General features: G+C 67.7%; 17 protein-coding genes and 1 pseudogene. 8 read left to right on the forward strand and 10 right to left on the reverse strand.

What is annotated here, in order from left to right:
• Nucleotides 1-12: 12 nt before the first annotated feature.
• Together EDF24_RS08295 and EDF24_RS08300 are read right to left on the reverse strand one after the other, a co-directional pair.
• Complete coding sequence (locus EDF24_RS08295; protein WP_123293783.1) at nucleotides 13-1374, reverse strand: MFS transporter; 1362 nt, start codon at nucleotides 1372-1374, stop codon at nucleotides 13-15.
• A gap of 26 nt (nucleotides 1375-1400) precedes the next feature.
• Nucleotides 1401-2396 carry an alcohol dehydrogenase catalytic domain-containing protein gene (locus EDF24_RS08300; RefSeq protein WP_123702189.1) on the reverse strand — a complete coding sequence of 332 codons (996 nt, stop codon included), beginning with the start codon at nucleotides 2394-2396 and terminating at the stop codon, nucleotides 1401-1403.
• A gap of 182 nt (nucleotides 2397-2578) precedes the next feature.
• On the opposite strand from EDF24_RS08300, the gene glpX reads away from it, so the two are divergent.
• Nucleotides 2579-3583 carry a class II fructose-bisphosphatase gene (gene glpX, locus EDF24_RS08305; RefSeq protein WP_123702191.1) on the forward strand — a complete coding sequence of 335 codons (1005 nt, stop codon included), beginning with the start codon at nucleotides 2579-2581 and terminating at the stop codon, nucleotides 3581-3583.
• 119 nt (nucleotides 3584-3702) lie between these two features.
• Nucleotides 3703-5004: an MFS transporter gene (locus EDF24_RS08310; RefSeq protein WP_260233408.1), complete on the forward strand. Its 1302-nt coding sequence runs from the start codon at nucleotides 3703-3705 to the stop codon at nucleotides 5002-5004.
• Between the two features lie 10 nt (nucleotides 5005-5014).
• On the opposite strand, the gene EDF24_RS19505 is transcribed toward EDF24_RS08310, so the two are convergent.
• Nucleotides 5015-5596: a hypothetical protein gene (locus tag EDF24_RS19505; protein ID WP_243648833.1), complete on the reverse strand. Its 582-nt coding sequence runs from the start codon at nucleotides 5594-5596 to the stop codon at nucleotides 5015-5017.
• A gap of 114 nt (nucleotides 5597-5710) precedes the next feature.
• Nucleotides 5711-6367, reverse strand: a pseudogene (locus tag EDF24_RS19670) (FGGY family carbohydrate kinase); the annotation flags it as partial.
• Between the two features lie 267 nt (nucleotides 6368-6634).
• On the opposite strand from EDF24_RS19670, the gene EDF24_RS08320 reads away from it, so the two are divergent.
• The 4 genes from EDF24_RS08320 (at nucleotide 6635) to EDF24_RS08335 (ending at nucleotide 11359) form a co-directional block, all read left to right on the forward strand.
• Nucleotides 6635-7474: a class II fructose-bisphosphate aldolase gene (locus EDF24_RS08320; protein ID WP_123293787.1), complete on the forward strand. Its 840-nt coding sequence runs from the start codon at nucleotides 6635-6637 to the stop codon at nucleotides 7472-7474.
• Nucleotides 7475-7515: 41 nt separating this feature from the next.
• Nucleotides 7516-8961, forward strand: a complete 1446-nt coding sequence (locus EDF24_RS08325) for an L-fuculokinase (protein WP_123702195.1) — start codon at nucleotides 7516-7518, stop codon at nucleotides 8959-8961.
• Between the two features lie 50 nt (nucleotides 8962-9011).
• Entirely contained in the window at nucleotides 9012-10466 is a 1455-nt protein-coding gene (locus tag EDF24_RS08330; RefSeq protein ID WP_123293789.1) for an FGGY family carbohydrate kinase, read from the forward strand.
• A 119-nt stretch (nucleotides 10467-10585) separates the two neighbouring features.
• Nucleotides 10586-11359 (forward strand): GntR family transcriptional regulator, encoded by a 774-nt coding sequence (locus tag EDF24_RS08335; RefSeq protein WP_123702197.1) that lies wholly within the window; start codon nucleotides 10586-10588, stop codon nucleotides 11357-11359.
• 58 nt (nucleotides 11360-11417) lie between these two features.
• Here the strand turns inward: EDF24_RS08335 and EDF24_RS08340 are convergent, their stop codons facing one another.
• A complete protein-coding gene (locus EDF24_RS08340) occupies nucleotides 11418-12275 on the reverse strand; it encodes an enoyl-CoA hydratase/isomerase family protein (RefSeq protein ID WP_123702199.1) in 858 nt (285 codons plus the stop codon).
• Nucleotides 12276-12386: 111 nt separating this feature from the next.
• On the opposite strand from EDF24_RS08340, the gene EDF24_RS08345 reads away from it, so the two are divergent.
• Nucleotides 12387-12998 (forward strand): TetR family transcriptional regulator, encoded by a 612-nt coding sequence (locus EDF24_RS08345; RefSeq protein ID WP_123702201.1) that lies wholly within the window; start codon nucleotides 12387-12389, stop codon nucleotides 12996-12998.
• Between the two features lie 173 nt (nucleotides 12999-13171).
• On the opposite strand, the gene EDF24_RS08350 is transcribed toward EDF24_RS08345, so the two are convergent.
• Nucleotides 13172-14188, reverse strand: a complete 1017-nt coding sequence (locus tag EDF24_RS08350; RefSeq protein ID WP_185021606.1) for an amidase — start codon at nucleotides 14186-14188, stop codon at nucleotides 13172-13174.
• 24 nt (nucleotides 14189-14212) lie between these two features.
• Between EDF24_RS08350 and EDF24_RS19130 the strand changes: the two genes are divergently transcribed.
• Complete coding sequence (locus EDF24_RS19130; RefSeq protein ID WP_185021607.1) at nucleotides 14213-14518, forward strand: hypothetical protein; 306 nt, start codon at nucleotides 14213-14215, stop codon at nucleotides 14516-14518.
• A 128-nt stretch (nucleotides 14519-14646) separates the two neighbouring features.
• On the opposite strand, the gene EDF24_RS08355 is transcribed toward EDF24_RS19130, so the two are convergent.
• From EDF24_RS08355 to EDF24_RS08370, 4 genes are all read right to left on the reverse strand, one after another.
• Entirely contained in the window at nucleotides 14647-15801 is a 1155-nt protein-coding gene (locus EDF24_RS08355) for a low temperature requirement protein A (RefSeq protein WP_260233390.1), read from the reverse strand.
• A 63-nt stretch (nucleotides 15802-15864) separates the two neighbouring features.
• Nucleotides 15865-16752, reverse strand: coding sequence for a phospholipase (locus EDF24_RS19135; RefSeq protein ID WP_185021608.1), 888 nt, complete (start codon nucleotides 16750-16752; stop codon nucleotides 15865-15867).
• Nucleotides 16753-17005: 253 nt separating this feature from the next.
• Nucleotides 17006-17461 (reverse strand): MarR family winged helix-turn-helix transcriptional regulator, encoded by a 456-nt coding sequence (locus EDF24_RS08365; RefSeq protein ID WP_123655585.1) that lies wholly within the window; start codon nucleotides 17459-17461, stop codon nucleotides 17006-17008.
• Nucleotides 17462-17559: 98 nt separating this feature from the next.
• The gene (locus EDF24_RS08370) at nucleotides 17560-18210 is read right to left on the reverse strand and encodes a GntR family transcriptional regulator (RefSeq protein ID WP_123655584.1); all 651 of its coding nucleotides are present in this window, start codon (nucleotides 18208-18210) and stop codon (nucleotides 17560-17562) included.
• Nucleotides 18211-18281 lie beyond the last annotated feature (71 nt).

An 18281-nucleotide genomic window follows, 5' to 3' on the forward strand; every position in this document is an offset into this window, starting at 1 on the left:
GCCGAGAAGTCGTTACTTCAGCTGCTCCGGCGTTCCCGGAGCCGGCGTGCCAGCGACCATCTCAGGGTCCTCGGCGAGGTCCTGCAGCGTGCCGCCAGTGGCAACGACCTTCGCGGACTCCTCAGGGACGCGCAGCCAACGAACGGAGATGCCAGCGAGGACGTAGAGCGCGGCGAAGATGATCGTCACACCGCCAGCTCCGAGCGGTGCGAGGAAGATCGCAACGATCAGGGGTCCGACGAACGTCGCAGCGCCGGCACCCAGGTTGAGCACTGCAATGGAGTTGCCCTTCTGCCCCGGTGCCATGAGGGACATGAGCACGGAGATCGGTGTGAAGCCGGCCAACGTCACACCGAAGAACGCAGCGCACAGCACGGACACCCAGTACTCGTCGGTGGCCTGTGGGATGAAGTAGAACGCGAGGACCGCGACCGCCGACCCGATGCAGCCGAACCACCGCAGCGTGCGGTGCCACCCAAGCCGGTCGGAGAGCACTCCGAAGAACAGGTTCGCAAAGATGTTCGCCGCCCCGAGGACGAAGACCAGCTGCAGCCAGCCGGCGGTTCCGAAGCCGAGGTCCTTCGCGAAGATCGTCGGGAAGAAGACGAACAGACCGAACTGCGGCGCGGTGTTCACGATCCGCACGAGGCAGCCGAGGCCGACACGCGGGCTGGTGAAGGCGATGGCGACGGAGTTCACGATGCTGCGTCCCGTGGTGACCTCTGGTCGGGCGAGTCGGTTCCCTCCCTTGGCGCCCCGCAGTCCGACGAGCGAGACGACGGCCCCGAGCGCCACCAGGACCAACGAGATCCAGAGGGTCAGGTACTCGCCGATGAGCGGCTCGGTACCGCTCGCGAGCAGGGATCCGAGCGTGGGAAGGCCGCCGGTGAAGGCGAAGTAGAACCAGCCCACTGCCGATCCGAGCCGGTGTGCGGGACTGCCCGCGAGGACCCAGACGAGGAATCCGTAGGCGAAGAACGGGTAGCCGATACCGCGGAGGCCGTAGATGACCAGCATCAGCCAGTAGTTCTGGGTGGGGAGTGCCACGGCGAGGAAGAGCACCTCGAGTGCGGCCCAGGTGACGGCGCCGATGATCATCACGCGTCGGGGGCCCCAGACGTCGGACAAGGCTCCGGACAACCAAGAGCCGATGGTGACGACGGCGCCGTACACGGAGATGATGATGGCGGCGTTCGTCTCGGTGCCCGCGCCGTTGTTCGCGAGGAACGGCGCGATGTAGCCCGATTCGACGCCGTCGCCGATCATGAAGAGGAGCAGGCCGACGAAGCCCCAGACGAGCGGGCGGGGAAGTCCGAGTCGGTCGATGAAGCCGGTCGAGGCCGGGCCGCTGGTACGGATGTGCGTGGTGGACATGGCGGGTTTCTTCCGTGAGGGCAGCGTCACTGCTGCGGGAGGAGGTGCACCTTGCGGGCAGATTCGGACTTCGCTGCCTCGAGCGCGGCGGCGTAGTCGTCGAGCCCGAAGGTGTGGGTGACGGTGCGGGGGGCGAGGTCGTCGAGGGTGACGATCTCGGTGACCGCGTCGGGGTAGGAGGTAGCGAGGGACTGCGAGCCAACGATGGAGAGTTCGCGGTCGAACAGGTCGTACGGGCGGAGATCGATGGTGGCGGTGGGGCTGACCACGCCCATCTGCAGGAGCGTGCCGCGCTTCGCCAGTCGGGTCAGAGCGTCGGAGACCGCCGCCGGGTGTCCGGAGGCTTCGATCACGAGGTCGATGTCCTGCACGCCGGAGTTCGTACCAGGCGCCCCAGCGGAGTCCGCACCGAAATCGATCGCGGCGTCGCGACGGACGGGGCTCGGTTCGATGATCTCGATGCTCTTCGCGCCACGCGCCTTCGCAACCGCGAGAGCGAGCAGTCCGATGGAGCCGGCTCCGTAGATGAGGACCCGCTGGCCTTCGATCGGCTTGATGCGCCCGAACGCGTGCAGCACGCATGCGAGTGGTTCAATGAGGGCGCCAGTTGCCCAATCGACCCCTTCGGGCAGCTTGAAGACGACCTTTTCGGGCACGGCGACGAACTCAGCGCACGCGCCGTTGACGGTCACGCCGATCGGGTACAGGTTCTCGCACAGGTTCGTCGCGCCGGCGAGGCACTCTTCGCAGTGGCCACAGTTCACGTTCGGGTCGACCGACACGCGGTCGCCGATGGCGAACTTCGTGACCTCAGCACCAGTGGCTGTGACGGTACCGGCGAACTCGTGCCCGGGGACGACGGGGAACGTGCCGGTGGGGTAATCGCCGGAGGCAAGGTGGATGTCGGTACCGCAGATGCCGACCGCCTCGGGGGCGATGACGACATCGTTCGGGCCGGGCGTCGGCGCGGGGATGTCCGCGATTTCTATCGAGCCTGTGCCGTCGAGCACTACTGCGCGCATCTTCGTTGATCCTCTCGGGAGTCGCGTCGCGGATGCGTTGCACCCGCCGTTTCAGGGCGTTCTCCCGGAGACTGCTACGTCGTTGGGCGAGCCGCTGACACACAGTACGACGAGATTGCTGCTTGTGTCTATACGCGTTGGACTGTCTAGACAAAAATCGTTGCAAGTCACATGATGGGAGCATGCCTTCACTCGCTGACGAGCCCTCTACGGAGACCGGCTCCCTGTTCCTCCAGCCCGACCGCAACCTGGCCCTCGAACTCGTGCGTGCGACGGAGGCAGCGGCGATCCGGGCGCAGCCGTGGGTCGGTCGTGGTGAGAAGAACCTCGCGGACGGCGCTGCCGTCGACGCGATGCGCAAGTTCCTCGGCACGGTGAACTTCGACGGCGTCGTCGTCATCGGTGAGGGCGAGAAGGACAACGCCCCGATGCTCTACAACGGCGAGCACGTCGGCAACGGGCACGGCCCGGCCTGCGACATCGCGGTCGACCCGATCGACGGCACCTCGCTCACCGCCGCCGGCCGGCAGAACGCCATCTCCGTGATGGCCGTCTCGGACCGCGGCTCGATGTACGACCCCTCCGCCGTCTTCTACATGGACAAGATCGCCGCCGGGCCCGATGGTCGCGGGGTCCTGGACCTCGAGAAGCCGATCGGGGAGAACATCCGCGCGCTCGCGAAGGCGAAGCACAAGGACCTCGAGGACATGGTCATCGCCGTGCTCGACCGCCCGCGCCACGACGAGCTGATCCGTGCGATCCGTGCGACCGGTGCCGGTACCCGGCTGCTGCTCGACGGTGACGTCGCCGGTGGCATCGCCGCGGCGCTGCCCGGCTCGCCGATCGACATGTGCGTCGGGGTCGGCGGCACCCCCGAGGGCATCATCACGGCGTGCGCGATCAAGGCGCTCGGCGGTGTGATCCTCGGCAAGCTGCAGCCGAAGGACGACGAGGAGCGCGAGAAGGCGATCGACGCCGGTCACGACCTGGACAAGGTCCTGGACCAGGACGACCTGGTCACGGGCGACAACACGTTCTTCGTCGCCACCGGCGTCACCGACGGCGTCCTGGTCGACGGTGTCCGCCGCTCGCGCGGGGTCATCCACACCGACTCGCTCGTGCTGCGCTCGCGCTCGAACACCATCCGCCGCATCCAGGCGGACCACCGCGCCGAGAAGTGGTTCTAGCTCTCAATACTGGCGAGTCCGATCAACCGTGACTCGTCGGGGGCCGCGCCTCCGTGGTGTCCGGCGCGGCCCCCACCCCACATCCGTTCGAAGGAGAACGCGCGATGACCAACGAGTCCATGACCGCCAGCGCAGCAGTGCCGACGGGTCGAGGGCTCCTCGACCGGCTCGGCCTGCCCGCCCCACTCGCACTCGGGTTCATCGGCGTCCTGCTGTTCATGATCGGGGACGGAGTCGAGTCGAACTACCTGTCGCCGTTTCTCGTGGACACAGAAGGCTTCAGCGAGTCCGCTGCCGCGGTGACGATCAGCGCATACGGCATCTTCGTCACCATCGGATCGTGGCTTTCTGGCACCCTCTCCTCGGTCCTCGGCCCCCGCAAGGTGATGATCATCGGCGCCGTGACTTGGGTCGTGTTCGAGGCGCTGTTCCTGACCGTCGGCGTCGGTGCTGACGTGCACTGGGTGGCCGTCGTCGCGTACTCGATCCGCGGCATCGGGTACCCGTTCTTTGCCTACGCGTTCCTGGTGTGGATCAACACCGCGACCCGACCGGAGCAGCGCGGAAGCTCCGTGGGCTGGTTCTGGTTCGTATTCGGAGCTGGACTGCCAACGCTCGGATCGCTGCTGGCCAGTTGGACGATTCCGGTCATCGGTGAAGTCGGCACCTTCTGGCTTGCGACGGGCCTCGTGGTCCTCGGGGCGCTCACCGCCATCCTCGGCGTCCGAGACCGACAGCACGCCGGACCCGCGCACAACGGCGACAGCGCGATCGCTGAGCTTGCCAAGGGACTCACGATCATCTGGCGTCAGCCACGGGTGAGTCTCGGAGCACTCGTACGGCTCATCAACACGGCGCCGAACTTCGCGCTCTTCGTCGTCGCGCCGTTCTTCTTCACTGAACAGATCGGTTTCACGCAGTCTCAGTACCTGCAGATCGTGACGATCGTCTACACGGCGAACATCTTCGCCAACCTCTTCTTCGGAGTCCTCGGCGACCGGTTTGGGTGGCAACGCACGGTGCTTTGGTTCGGGTGTGTGATGAGCGCGGTCGGGGCCGCCTCGCTGTACATCGTGCCGGTGCTGGTTGGCCCGAACTTCTGGCTCACTGTCCTGTGCTGGGCGATTCTCGGAATTGGTCTGGCCGGCTTCGTACCTCTCACGGCCCTGGTCCCCTCGTTCGTCCCGGCGGAAGATCGCGGGAGCGCGCTCGCTGTGTACACGCTCGCGGCAGGCCTCTCGGCGTTCATCGGCCCGGTCCTTGTCGGTGTCCTCGGCGGAGCAGCAAACGTTCCCATCCTCATCGGCACCTTCGTGGCGATGTACGTCGTCGGGGCGCTGCTGTGTCTCGCGCTCCGAAGCGAGGAAGATCCCCGCAACCTCCGGATCGCGGCTGCGGACAGGCACGGTGACCTGCCCTAGGGACGGGGCATCACCGGGCGCTCTCGTGGCTGGTGTCGGCGCGCATCACGGTATCGGCGTCGACTACCCAGTCCAGCGCGGCCGCCGCGAGCATCGCTGCGCCGACGGCTGCGACTTCCGGCTCGTGCACGATCTGCATCCGCCGTCCGCTGACCTGTTCCTTGATCGCGAGCCAGCCGGGCGCACGTGACCATCCACCGGCCACGTACACGTGCCCTGGTGCGGGCATCAGCGCGGTGACTTCGTCGATCGCATCGGCGCCGACCCGCGCGAGGGCGCCGAGTACCGCCGCCGCCCTCGATGTCGCCTTCGCGGGAGCTCCGACGGAGTACTTCGGTCGGCCTCCGCCGCGATCGCCCGCGACGAACACGTCCGAGTCCACGTACCCGTCCGGCTTCCTTCGACCGCTCGCAATGAGTCGCAGTTCCGACGCAACCTCTGGGTCGAGCGACGCCCATTCGACGTTCCGGGTGAACTCCTCGACCGACAGGAGTGAGGTGCCGGTGTTCCGGATCCCGGGCGCGACGTCGACTCCTGTGGTTCGGTTCACCTGCTCCGGCGCCTGCGCCACGACGACTTCCGCGGTTCCCATGGAGTCGAGTACTGCTCCTTGGTCTAGCCGGTCCACTGCCCACCCGCCGATCGGATGGTCGTGGCCGCCAGCGATCGCGAGTGCGCCTGGGGCAAGCACTCCGGCCGCGTCCAAGCGCCTCGACAGGATCGGTCCGACGGCCTCACCTGCGGTGAGGACCTTCGGCAGGAGCGTCGGATCCCGCAGCGTGCTCTCCACTCGCGCCAGCACCCATGAGCGAGTTCTTCCGTCCCAGGCTGCGGTCCGCGCCGCGATCGAGTCGCTCATGAAGGCGGTGCCGGACCAAGCGCTGGCTGCGTAGTCAGTGAGTGATACCCAGCCTGCTGCGGATTCGAGCTGTCCTTGCTCACGGGCCCAGAGCCAACCGACGAGCGTTCTTGCGGCATCGTCGCCGACGCCGACTCCGTCAGCTGCAGCGAGCTGCGGGGCGACGGCGGTGAACAGCCTGGCTCGTCGTGGATCGAACCAGGCGAGCGCCGACGCCGTTGGGCGCAGTTGTGCGTCGACGGGGATGCCGTCCTCGCCGACACCGACGGCGCAGACCGCATGAACGGCGAACTCTGTCCCGCAGACCTCGAGGAGCATGTCCTCGATGAGCCGAAGCAATTGCTGCGCGTCGATGGACAGATCGGTGTCGTCGCGCGGGGTCTGTCGCTGGGCTCGGCTGACGACTCGACTGTCAGCACCCAGACCGACGACCTTCGTGTTGGTACTGCCGATGTCGACCCCGCAGACGATCGGACCCCGGTGTGCGCGCTTCACGAGCGTCATTCTGTCCCATGAGCGGGACCGCAACAGCCCGATGTGGACAATTCGCTGGACTGTACATATGGACTAGACAATCTGTACCAACCTGCCTACCATGGACGGGAACCCAGGCGGTTCGGCCGAGACGGATCTCCGTCGCAGCGACGCGATGACGCAATCATCCGCGCCGCCGCGTGCGCCCCTTGGAAGCCGCCGAGACCACCGAAGCGCTCCGAAAACACGGCGACTTGCACGTCGCGACGCCGTCGGTGCAGGCCGAAAGGAACCCTCTTGCCTCTTGTCAGCGGTATCGACGTCATCAACGAGTGCACTTCACGCGGGCTCGTCGCCGGCGCGTTCAACACCACGAACATCGAAACGACGATGGGGATCGTCGCAGCGATCGAGAAGGTCGGCGTTCCGACGTTCATCCAGGTCGCTCCGACCAACGCGGCGCTGTCAGGGTTCGAGTACATCTACGACATGGTCAGCCGCCGGTTGGCAGAGTGCGACGTCCCGGTGGCGCTGCACCTCGACCACGGGAAGTCGCTCGATGCTGTGAGGGATGCGCTTGCGGCGGACTTCACCTCGATCATGATCGACTACTCCGAGTACGACTACGACGAGAACGTGCGCGTCTCGAAGATCGCACGAGAGCTGACGCCGTCGTCGCTCGCTCTCGAAGCAGAGCTCGGCAGCATCGGCGGCAAGGAGGACGACGTCGCTCCCGAGTTCGCGGCACACACCGACCCCCAGCAGGCCGCCGAGTTCGTCGCCGCGACCGGGTGCGACATGCTCGCGGTATCGGTCGGGAACCAGCACGGGTACGTCCCGAACGCCGCGATCGACTTCGAGCTGCTCGCCGCCGTCCGCGACGCCAGCCCGGTCCCGCTCGTCATCCACGGCGGTTCCGGACTGCCCGATGAGCAGCTCGCGCAGCTACACGAGTACAACGTCGTGAAGGTCAACGTTGCCAGCGATCTCCGGAACGCGATGATCCGCTCGTTCGGCGAGGCCTACAACGCCAACCCGAAGGAGGCGTCGCTCATCCGAGTCTCCACGGACGCGGTCGCCGCCATCACCCACGTAGTCGAGAAGCGTATCCGCACGCTGAACCCATCCGTCGCCTGACCTGTCACCGCGTTCAGCGCCGAACCGAAGGACCTCACCCCGTGCTCCCTACCATCACGGTCGACATCGGCACGACCAGCATCAAGCTGTGCCTGTTCGACGACGTGGGCGGCGTCGTCGTCTCGACGAAGCACCCGACGCCGACGACCCGGGACGCTTGGGGAGAGGTCTACCAGGTGGAGGCGCTGCTGCAGCAGATCGCCGACTTCGTCCGCGGCCTCGACGATGCGGCACGACGTTCGGTGCGTCGCATCGCGATCGCCGGTGTGGGAGAGTCCGGCGGGCTGGTCCGCCCCGATGGGTCGTTGGCATCGCCGATGATCCTCTGGCACGACCACCGTGGAGCGGACTGGCTCGAGGACTTCGATGTCTTCAGCCGCGATCGCGTGTACGCGATCACTGGACTCCCGGTGAACCCGAACTACGGCATCTCGAAAGTGGCGTGGGCCGTGGACGACGCTGGCTCGGGGGCTGCTGATGCGCAGTGGTTGAACGTGGCGGAGTTCGTAGCGGCCGAACTGACCGGCGAACGATGGTCGGAGTTCTCCCTCGCCAGCAGGACGATGGCGCTCGATCTCGCGGCCAGGACGTGGTCGGCCGAGATGTGCGACTTCTTCGATCTGGACGTCAGCCGGTTCCCCGACCTCCGCACCGCTTCCGAAGGCACGACGCTCTCGCCCGTTCGGGCCGCGGAGCTCAGACTGGACACCTCTGTCATGGTCCACGTCGCCGGCCACGATCACATGGTCGGTGCCGTCGGCGCCGACCTTGAACACAACGAGCTGCTGAATTCGACCGGGACGACCGAGGGCTTGCTGTTCCTGACCGACGCACCGACTCTCGGTCCGGCAGCAGGACGCGCGAAGCTCGCGAACGGAATCTCTTGCACCGGGTCCGACTACACGCTGTTCGCCTCGATCCCGACTGGTGGCTCGGCGTTCGCGACGTTGCAGGGACTGCTCGGTCGTTCCGCATCGGAACTCGCTGACAGCATCTCCGGCATCCACCAGGAGTACGTCGCCGGCGACGTGGCGCTCGACCGCGTGCCCGTGATCCTCCCGCAGTTCCGCGGGAGCCCCCCGCCGACGAAGAACGCTCGAACACGCGGCGCGATCGCCGGGCTGCAGACCGACACGACCGCCAACGAACTCATCCTGGGCTGCTTCCTCGGGATGGCACTGCAGTTCTCCGACGTGCTCGACCTCTTCCCAGTCACGGCGAGCCGCGTGAAGGTGATCGGGCCCGCAGGCGGGAACCCGCTCTGGCAGCAGCTGAAGGCGGACCTCCTCGGCACACCGCTCACAGCCTCCCGATTCCCGGAGGTCGTCTCCCGCGGCGCGCAAGCCCTCGCCTCCGACCAGCGGCTCAGTTGGCAGGACAGCGATCCGGAAGATGTGGACGTCGACACGGCTCGACGCGAGGCACTCGCTCAATGGCGAGCAACGATCCAGCCCCAGTGGGACTACCTCAAGGGTCTCCCCGCATGAGGCTGTTCGAACCGTCTGAGACAACTTCCGTAACCCAAAGGAGGTCGACGATGCTGATCGCAGGGATCGACTCATCCACGCAGATGTGCAAGGTCACTGTTCGAGACGCCGCGACCGGCAACCGTGTGCGGGAAGGGAAGGCGTCACACCCGTCCGGCACGATCGTCCACCCGGATCGGTGGTGGCAGGCGCTGCTCACAGCGGTTGAGCGTGCAGGCGGACTCGAAGACGTGCAAGCGATCGCGGTGAGCGGTCAACAGCACACTCCGGTCTTCCTCGACGAGGACGGCGAGGTCGTCTGCGATTCACCGCTCTGGAACGACACCGGTTCCCACGGCCAGATGGTCAGCCTGAACGAGGAACTCGGTCGAGACACGTGGATCCGCCGAACGGGCCTACCGCTCACGCTCTCGGACACCGTCGTGAAGCTCCGCTGGCTGCGAGACACGGACCCGGCGGCAGCCGAGCGAACTGCCGCGGTGGCGATCGTCCCCGACTGGCTCACCTGGCGCCTCCTGGGGTACGGAAGCGGGCACGGCGGCCTGGATGCTCTCGTCACCGACCGATCGGACGCCGCGGCAACCGCGTACTGGTCGCCGGAGACCGGTGAGTACTGCATGGACCTCGTCGAGCATGCGTTCGGCAAGACCGTGACCCTTCCGAAGATCCTCGGACCGCTCGACCGCGCCGGTGTGACCGGTGGAGGTATCCCCGGCATCCCCGCAGGAATCGTCGTGGGCGCTGGCAGCGGTGACAACGGAGCCGCAGCCCTCGCGCTCGACGTCAGCGCCGGCGACACCGTGCTCTCTCTCGGAACCTCCGGGGTCGTCTACACGCAGTCCGAAACGCCGATCCACGACTACGCCGGATACGTCTGCAACTACGCGGACGCCACTGGCAAGTTCCAACCGCTCGTTGCGACCCTGAACGCCGGCCGGAACTTCGAACTCGGCGCCGCACTGCTCGGCTGCTCGTTCGACGAACTCTCGGACCTTGCGCTCTCTGCCCCGGCAGGTGCGAACGGTCTGACCCTGTTGCCGTACTTCGAAGGAGAGCGGACTCCGGATCTGCCCCACGCGAGAGCCTCACTGCATCAAGCGTCCCTGACCAACTTCAACCGTCCGAACTTCGCGCGGGCCATCATCGAAGGAACCCTTGCGAGCCAGGTCGAGATGCTCGAAGCGTTGGAGCGGTGTGGCATCGTCACGGAACGCGTCGTCCTCATCGGTGGTGCTGCGCAAAGTGAGGCGGTTCAGCACATCCTGACGCAGATGGTCGACGTACCTGTTGTCGTCCCCGATCCCGAGGAGTACGTCGCCAAGGGGGCGGCGATGCAGGCGCTTGCTGCGCTGCAAGGGGCGTTCCCGGTCTGGTCGACGAACGGCGACGAACTCGCCCCGCTGCGAACCGAAACGCAGATCTCGCAGCAGCATGACGCTGCGAAGGTGGCGATGGGGTACTTCGAGAAGACGGCGGCGCGATCCTCGCAACCTGCAGTCCAATAGCTGAGATCGGTCGGGAGCGGAGCACCGTGCGGTGGCTGTACGGGTTGTCCGTATGAGATGGTCATACCGTCTACGTGGTGGTGTCATGCCGCCCCGGGTGCGATGCGAGGAGAGCCAGGATGAGCGAGCAACAGGCCATTGACCGGCAGTCGCCTGTGCCGTACTACGAACAGCTCGCTGATGTGCTCCAGGTCCGCGTGGAGAACGGGGCGATCGCTGTGGGGGACCGTTTGCCGAGCGAACTGGACCTCTCCGCTGAGTACGGAATCGCCCGCGCGACCGTCCGGCAGGCCCTGCAGCTCCTTGAGAGTCGAGGACTAGCCCAGCGTGTCCCGAATCGAGGTGTCTTCGCGTCGCGGCCGTCGTCCGACCGTGGATGGATGATCCAGAACACCGAAGGGTTCCTTGAGAACGCGGTCGGACGACAGAACCGCGCCGTGACCACCACCGTCCTGCGATCGGGGAGAGCGAAGCTGCCGGACTTCGTCGCCGCCTTGCTCGAAGTCGCGGTCGGAGTCGAGGGATTCGAACTCGTCCGCCTTCGCCACCTGGACGGTGTCCCTGCCGTGTACAGCGTCAACTACAGTCCGCCAAGCGTCGCCCCGATCGTCGGCGATTCGGAAGCCGTGCTCAACGGAACTGGGTCCCTCTCCGAGCTGCTGACGCGTGCCGGCTACCCACTCCGCGGCGCGCACCGCACGATCCGTGCGCGGGCCGCGACTGCTGAAGTCGCTGAAGCTCTGGAAATCGTGCGCGGCGAGCCGGTCATCTGCGTGCAATCCACGTCCTGGACGAAGAACGAAGAACGCTTCGACGTGTACGAGACATGGGTGCGAACCGACGTCGTCCCGCTCGAGGTGAACGTCAGCTCGGTCGACATCCCCGGCCATTGAGCTGTGAACGGTGACTGCTGGGCGCCGGTCTCGCATGGAGAAGCCGGCGCCCAAGCCGTCAGATCTCGCTGATCAGTGCCTCGAGGCGGAGTTCGCCGGCACGGGTCTGCATGCCGGCGTCGAGGAGCCGGTGAGCAAGCTCTGCCGCGTCGGCGGTGAACAACGGACCGAGAAGCGCATTCTCCGTTGCGAGGCCTCCTCGCGTCACTCCGCTCGGAACCGTGTTCACCGCCTCCTTGACGGCGAAGACGACTTCGGGCCTCAGCTCACCGATCCGACGTGCCAGTGAACCGACGTACTCATCGATCTCGTCCGCCGGCAGAGCCCGGTTCACCAGCCCGTAGCGCTCGGCGAGTTCGGCATCGACGAGCTGGGCGCCGAGGAGGATCTCGAGGGAACGAGCCCTGCCGACGAGCGAGGTCAAGTACTGCGTCCCTCCGCCACCGGCCATGATGCCCATGAGCGCCTCGGGCTGGGCTTGACCGGCTTTACCGATGGCGGCAAAGCGCATGTCCAACGCCATGAGGAATTCGTTGCCACCGCCGCGGGCGAGGCCGGTCAGCTTCCCGATCGTGATCTGAGGGAGAGAGCGCACTTCCTCGTGGACAACTTGCATGAGGTTCATGTCCGCAGGAAACTCCGCATCCGGATTCGCCGCCATCGTTGCCGCGCCGGCGGCTGCCATCACCTCGGGTTCTGTGATGAACCGAGTGTCGCCGTGCGCCACGAAGATGTCGGGATCAGCGCTGTCGAAGACGATCACGCGGACGGCTTCGTCGCCACGCACCTGCGAGACGAACCGGCGCAGCGATGGTAGGAGAGTCCCGTCAGAGAGGTTCAAGGGGGGATTGTCGATGGTGACATGGGCGACCCCATCAGCTACCGAGATGTGCAGGGCGGGCAGGTCGTAGGTCATGGGTGTTCTCTCCGTATCGCGTGAACATCAGCGCCTTGTTTGACACTGAGTGTCACTGTAGACGCAAGAATTCGTACCTGCAACTGAAGTCAAGGCTCGTAGGATGGTCGGATGCACGGGACCAGTACGCGAGCGATCGGGCGTGCCGCCGTTCGCAACGAACTCGGTGCCGTCGGTCTGCGGAAATTCCTCGAGTCGGGTTTCGACGCAATCACCTTCGACGACCTCGCGAGAGAAGCAGGTGTCTCACGCAGCACCTTCTTGCGCTACTTCGGCAGCAAAGAGGACGTGGTCTTGCACGTCTTCGACACCGTTGGCGACCAGATGGCCGCGGTTCTCGATACCCAGCCGTTGACCGAGGACGCCTGGTCGGCGCTCCGCGCCGCGGTTGCTCCGGCAGTGGATCTGCTGCAAGATGCGGCGGACGGCCTCGACAGGATCCGGCTCGTCTGGTCCACCCCCGCGCTCTGGGCACGCCTTCACGAGAAGCAGGCAAGTTGGCGCCCAGAACTCGTTGACCTCCTGCTCAAACGCGAGCCCCGGGTCGGGACGCCGATCATCGCGGTGCGCACGCGAGTGATGGCTGCTGTCGGCTGCCTGATGGTGGCCTACGACGGTTGGGTCGAGGACAACGGCATCTCGCCGCTGGATGAGCTGACAGACTCTGCGTTCGCTGCGCTGACGCAATCGGGTGGCCTCGGCCGTCCGAGCACAGACACTTGACGTCCAACGTTGAACCGGCCGAGTTCGGCGGTCATCGGCACGGTGACGAGTGGTCAGCCACGACACTGTTTCCTCGCGGTCGATGGGCTCCCGCCTGAGCGTGCGGAGGCTGCGACTCGACCTCTGGCATGCGGTGCGCAGATGCTCGCGAGCACAGGCTGGCATGCGGGCGGTCAAGGAAGCTGTGGTCGCAGCAGGTGATGCGACGTGATCGCCTGATACCCGTTCCCGGCTGCGAGTGCTCGCGTCTCGTCGAACGCTCGGGAGGTGAGGAGCATCCCGAACGGGAGTCCGTCCCGGTCGAGCCCGATCGGAACGCTGAGTCCGGGGAGGCCCGCCATACTGCCGATCGCTGTGTACCGCATGTTCCCGGCCGTGAGTGACGCCGGCCCCCCGTCGAGTTCGACGCTCTCCGCGCCGTGCGGCAGCGCCGTGAACGGCAGGGTCGGTGTCACGAGGACGTCAACGTCGCGCATCGCCTCGAGCAGCCCGTCGCGGAACCACGCTCGGAAACGCTGCGCCTGCACGTACTCGACGCCGGAGTAGCGGAGCCCGATCTCCAGATGCGTCCGGACGTCGTCGCCGTAGTCGTCCGGCCTGGTGCGCAGGAGGTCGAGGTGCATCGCGCTCGGCTCCACAGCGTCGACCACGAGTTGCGCATCCACGAGCTCGTCCACACCGGGCACGTGGATCTCGGTGACCACCGCGCCAGCGGCGACGAGCGCGTCGAGCGCGTCGAGCGCGGCGCGCACGCTGGCGGTGACATCGGGTTGGTTGCCGACGAGCGCGTAGTCGGCGATCACACCGACCCGGAGGCCGCGCAGGTGGGTGGCGGGGTCGACGGCCTGGAGGCTCGGCGCGGTCGGGTGGACCGGCTCGCGTCGCGTGGTCCGGTCGCGCTGGTCCCACCCCGCGATCGCGTCGTGCACGACGGCGGTGTCCGCAGCAGTCCGGGCAAGCGGCCCGACGGTGTCCATGGTCCACGCGAGTGGGACGACACCGGCGTTGCTGACCCGACCGATGGTGGGACGCAACCCGCTGACGCCGTTGACCGACGCGGGGAGCCGCACCGAGCCTCCCGTGTCCGTCCCGAGTGCCGCGACGACCATGCCGGCCGCGACCGCGATGCCGGACCCGCCGGAGGACCCGGCGGGGACCCGAACGGACAGCGCCGACAGCACCGACAGCACCGACACCACCGGGGAGGCGGGCGCATGAGCGACGTCGAGCAGGTACCAGCACTCGCCGCGGTCGAGGCGGCCGTCCTCGCGGTCCCCGGCGTCGCCGAGGTCTACCGGGCCCGTCCGACACTGCAGAGCACCGTCGCGGCGGTCCGGCACGCCACGGAAGCGGCGCGAGTCGTCCTCGACGGCGACGTCCTCCGCGTCGTCATCGGGACCGACGGCGTGTTGCCGGCTCCGCAGGTCGCGCGAGCGGTGCACCACGCGGTGCTCGCCCAGTGTGCGGAGCACGGCCTGACGCTGGCGCGCGTCGACGTCCGCATCGCGCGCGTCGGCTGACCGCGGCTCCCCGGTTCCGCCGGTCGTCGTTCCGCGTCGGGACCGCAAGACGCGCGTCGGGAGCGCTGACCGGCGGCCACGCGCCGGACGGGAGGCCCGTGGCGGCGCCGCCACGAGCCTCCCGTCCGTCAGCGGGTGGGCCGCAGGGCCGCGACCTCCAGGACCACGACGATCGCCGCGACCAGCAGGGCGGTCGCCACGAGCGAGACCTCCGGCACCGCGATGCTCGCGAGGATCGCGAGCGTCAGCACCACGACCACGACGTTCGAGCGGCCCGACAGCGACGGCCGGAGTGCGAGCGCCCAGATCGACGCGACGAACAGCGCGACCGGCACCGCGATCGTGGCGGCGACGGACGCGTGGGACAGGTCCGCCTCGCCCGCGTCGGCGCTGACGGCGACCTCGATCCCGGCGGGCAGCGCCGCGGCGGCCGCGAACACGAAGTAGTGGCCGTAGCCGAAGACCAGCGCGCTCCGCAGCCCGCGGATGTGCTCGTGCTGCTCGCGGGAGAAGTAGATCCACCACAGCCCGGCGACGATCACGAGCCCGCCGGCGGCGAGGACGAGGAGCGGCCCGAGGTGCTCGGCGTCCCGGAGCCCGTCGATGACGGCGCTCGCGGACGCGACGAGTCCCTCACCGAGGACGATGAGCGTGAACAGGGCGTAGCGCTCGGCGATGTGGTGCCGGTGCCACGGCGTCGTCTCGGCGCGCGACTCGGCCCAGATCGGGATGAGGACCTCGAAGAACACGAGCACCGGCGCGACGAACAGCTGCGCGTGCGCGGGCAGGAGCAGCATCGCGACCCAGAACACCTGGACCACGGTGATGCCGACCACGTAGTGCAGCGCGGTCGACCGGTAGCGCGCGGAAGACACGGCGACGCGGATCCACTGGCCGACGAGCGCCAGCCGCATCACGACGTACCCGACGACCACGATGGTGAACGAGCCGTCCTGCATCGCGGGCCCGACGCCCGCGGCGAGCACGAGCACGCCCGCCATCTGCACGAACGTCATCACGCGGTAGAGCCAGTCGTCGATGTCGAACGACGTGGCGAACCACGAGAAGTTCAGCCAGGCCCACCAGATCGAGAAGAACACCATCGCGAACGACAGGATCGCCGAGCTGACGTGCCCCTCGGTCTCGATCTCGTGCAGGTTCGTCGCGGCGAACCCGACCGCGACGACGAAGACCAGGTCGAAGAGCAGCTCGAGGGGACTCGCGGCGCGGTGCCCCTCGGCGGGGTCGCGCGGTCCCATGCGGCGGAGTCCGATCGTCGTCACTGTGCATGACTACACGAGAACGGGGCCCCTGGGGAAACCCAGGCGCCCCGTCGTGGTGCGTGCTCAGTAGAAGTTGGTCGCCTGCGAGTGCGCCCATGCCGAGCACGGGGTGCCGTACGCGTCCTTGATGTACTTGAGTCCCCAGGTCACCTGGGTGGTCGCGTTGGTCTGCCAGTCGGATGCGATCGTCGCCATCTTCGACCCGGGGAGTGCCTGCGGGATGCCGGTCGCGCCCGAGGCGTTGTACGCCTGGTAGTCCCAGCCGGACTCCTTGGTCCAGAGGCTGTCGAGGCACTGGAACTGGTCGGAGCCCCAGCCGTACTGCGACGACGCCAGGGAGCTGGCGGTGGCCTTCGCGGCGGCGGGGGTGTTCGCGGCCGCCTGGGCCTTCGCCTTCGCGGCTGCTGCCGCTGCGGCCTTCGCGGCCTCGGCCTGCGCCTTGGCTGCGGCGTCCGCCTTCGCCTTGGCGGCTGCGGCGGCCGCCGCGGCTGCGTCGGCGTCGTGCTTGTCCTGGTCGGCGCTCGCCTGGGCGACGTCCTGCGTGGTGTCGACGGTCGACTCGATGCGGGCGCTGAGCGTGCCGCCGGAGAGCTTCGTGTAGTCGGACAGCGAGGTGATCCGCTGCTCGAGCGCCGTCGTGTCGGTCTTGTCGTTCGCGGTCGCGACGATGGTCTTCGCGGTCTCGATCGTCGCGGCTGCCTGCGCCCGGTCGAGCGCGGTGCCGTTGAGCCCGGGGGTCGGGGTGGCGGTCGGCATGCCGATGGCCTCACCGATCGCGGGCTGCGTGCCGACGGTCAGTGCGCCCCCGGCGATCGCGAGCACCGCGGCACCGCCGGCGATGAGCACGCCGCGCTTCCGGAGTGCACGGCGCATCCGGCGGCCGGGGGAGTCCAGGGCCGCGCGGCGCGTGCTGTTGGTGGTGGTGGGGAGGTCGGAGTTGTGTCCTGTCATCGATTCCGGTTGTCGGGCGGTTCGTTCGGGCGCGCTGCGTCATCGCGAGGGGGCACGGGTGAGCCGGGGGAGACCGGACGGTGGTGTGGGGCCCGTCCGTCGCCGGTGCGCAGCCGTGTGGGGCGGCCGCCGCGGTGGCGAAGCGGCAACGATGACGACCGTCCCTGGACAGGTCGTGCACGAACACTGGCAGAACCGTCCGTCCACCCCCTCCCGGAGTGTCGGTAACGGTTCGGTAACGGCCCGTCCGGCGCTACGAGCTGGGGTTCTCCTGAGAGGGGTGACCCTGCGCCACGCGTTCGAGTGCGTCGAGTGCCCCGGCGATGGCCACGACGTCCTCGGTCGGGAGCTCGGCGATGAGCTCGGCGACGATCCCGGTGCGCTGGGAGCGTGCCTGCTCGACGGCCGCGATTCCCTCTGGCGTGGCGCTCACCATGAAGGCCCGCCCGTCACGCGGATCGGCTTCACGCGCGATGAAGCCGCGCTGCTCGAGCTCCGTCAGGATGCGGGTCATCGTGGGTTTCGTCACCACTTCGAGGCGGGAGAGGTCACCCGGTCGCAGGGGCCCTTCGCGCTGGATCGTCGCGAGTGCCGACACGATCCCGTAGCCGAGGGAGGCCGAGTCGGTGCGGGCGCGCCGGTTGATCCGACCCACCGCGGCTGCCAGGCGCGCGGCGATCTCGGTGCGGTCCGTCTGCCGAGGGCTCATCTGCTGCTTTCGAGATCGGGTTCGTGCGGTCGTGGCGATGGTAGCGGGACGGTTCCTGTACCGATGCTCAGTGCAACAGGCAGGAACTCATCGTCGGGTCAGTGCTTCTCGCCCGGGAGCTGGTGGATCGCCTCGGTCGCGAGCTCCGCCGCGACGTTGTCACCGTGCTCCGTCGCGCTCCGGAGCCGCTTGAAGTCCGCGGTCATCTGGTCCCAGTCGACGAGCTCGTCGAGGTTCGGCAGGCGCAGCCGGAACGCCAGACCGTCCATGGTGTCGGCGCACACCCGGCGCAGGTTGTCGTTGCCGCACTCGTCGACGTACAGCGCGAAGACCCCGAGGGCGTCCTTGTTCACGCCGCCGATGTCGTGCGACTCGAACTCCTTGATGGTCTTGTCCAGCGCCGACAGGATCTTCTTCCGCGCCGGCGCACCGAGGCGGGGCACCGCGAGGCGGACGACGCCGCCGAAGAGCACGCCGAGGGTCTGGAGCGCCTCGATCACCTCGGTCGGCTGGGGCGTGGTGACCCGGGTGTACCGGTTCGGCGCCATCTCGATCAGGCCGGCGCGGGCGAGCTGGCTGAGGGCTTCGCGGATGGGGGTGCGGGAGACGCCGAGCCAGGCGATCAGTTCCTCGTCGTTGAGGCGCTCGCCCGGTTCCAGGGTGCCGTCCATGATCGCCTCGTGGATCTTCTGGCGGACGGTGTCGCGGAGCAGCTGGTGTTCGGTCGGGGCGCTGCTGGGGACCGGCATGTCGTTTCCTTCGAGATCAGGGGGTCCGACGGTCCGACGGAACGGTCGGTGCGGACGCATCGGTCACGATA

The organism is Curtobacterium sp. PhB130, assembly GCF_003755165.1.
In the GTDB taxonomy this organism is placed as follows: domain Bacteria; phylum Actinomycetota; class Actinomycetes; order Actinomycetales; family Microbacteriaceae; genus Curtobacterium.

Coding starts and splice junctions, on each gene's coding strand:
- EDF24_RS08295 (WP_123293783.1), bottom strand. CDS start 1,374: ATGTCCACCACGCACATCCGTACCAGCGGCCCGGCCTCGACCGGCTTC.
- EDF24_RS08300 (WP_123702189.1), bottom strand. CDS start 2,396: ATGCGCGCAGTAGTGCTCGACGGCACAGGCTCGATAGAAATCGCGGAC.
- glpX (WP_123702191.1), top strand. CDS start 2,579: ATGCCTTCACTCGCTGACGAGCCCTCTACGGAGACCGGCTCCCTGTTC.
- EDF24_RS08310 (WP_260233408.1), top strand. CDS start 3,703: ATGACCGCCAGCGCAGCAGTGCCGACGGGTCGAGGGCTCCTCGACCGG.
- EDF24_RS19505 (WP_243648833.1), bottom strand. CDS start 5,596: ATGGGAACCGCGGAAGTCGTCGTGGCGCAGGCGCCGGAGCAGGTGAAC.
- EDF24_RS08330 (WP_123293789.1), top strand. CDS start 9,012: ATGCTGATCGCAGGGATCGACTCATCCACGCAGATGTGCAAGGTCACT.
- EDF24_RS08335 (WP_123702197.1), top strand. CDS start 10,586: ATGAGCGAGCAACAGGCCATTGACCGGCAGTCGCCTGTGCCGTACTAC.
- EDF24_RS08340 (WP_123702199.1), bottom strand. CDS start 12,275: ATGACCTACGACCTGCCCGCCCTGCACATCTCGGTAGCTGATGGGGTC.
- EDF24_RS08345 (WP_123702201.1), top strand. CDS start 12,387: ATGCACGGGACCAGTACGCGAGCGATCGGGCGTGCCGCCGTTCGCAAC.
- EDF24_RS19130 (WP_185021607.1), top strand. CDS start 14,213: ATGAGCGACGTCGAGCAGGTACCAGCACTCGCCGCGGTCGAGGCGGCC.
- EDF24_RS19135 (WP_185021608.1), bottom strand. CDS start 16,752: ATGACAGGACACAACTCCGACCTCCCCACCACCACCAACAGCACGCGC.
- EDF24_RS08365 (WP_123655585.1), bottom strand. CDS start 17,461: ATGAGCCCTCGGCAGACGGACCGCACCGAGATCGCCGCGCGCCTGGCA.
- EDF24_RS08370 (WP_123655584.1), bottom strand. CDS start 18,210: ATGCCGGTCCCCAGCAGCGCCCCGACCGAACACCAGCTGCTCCGCGAC.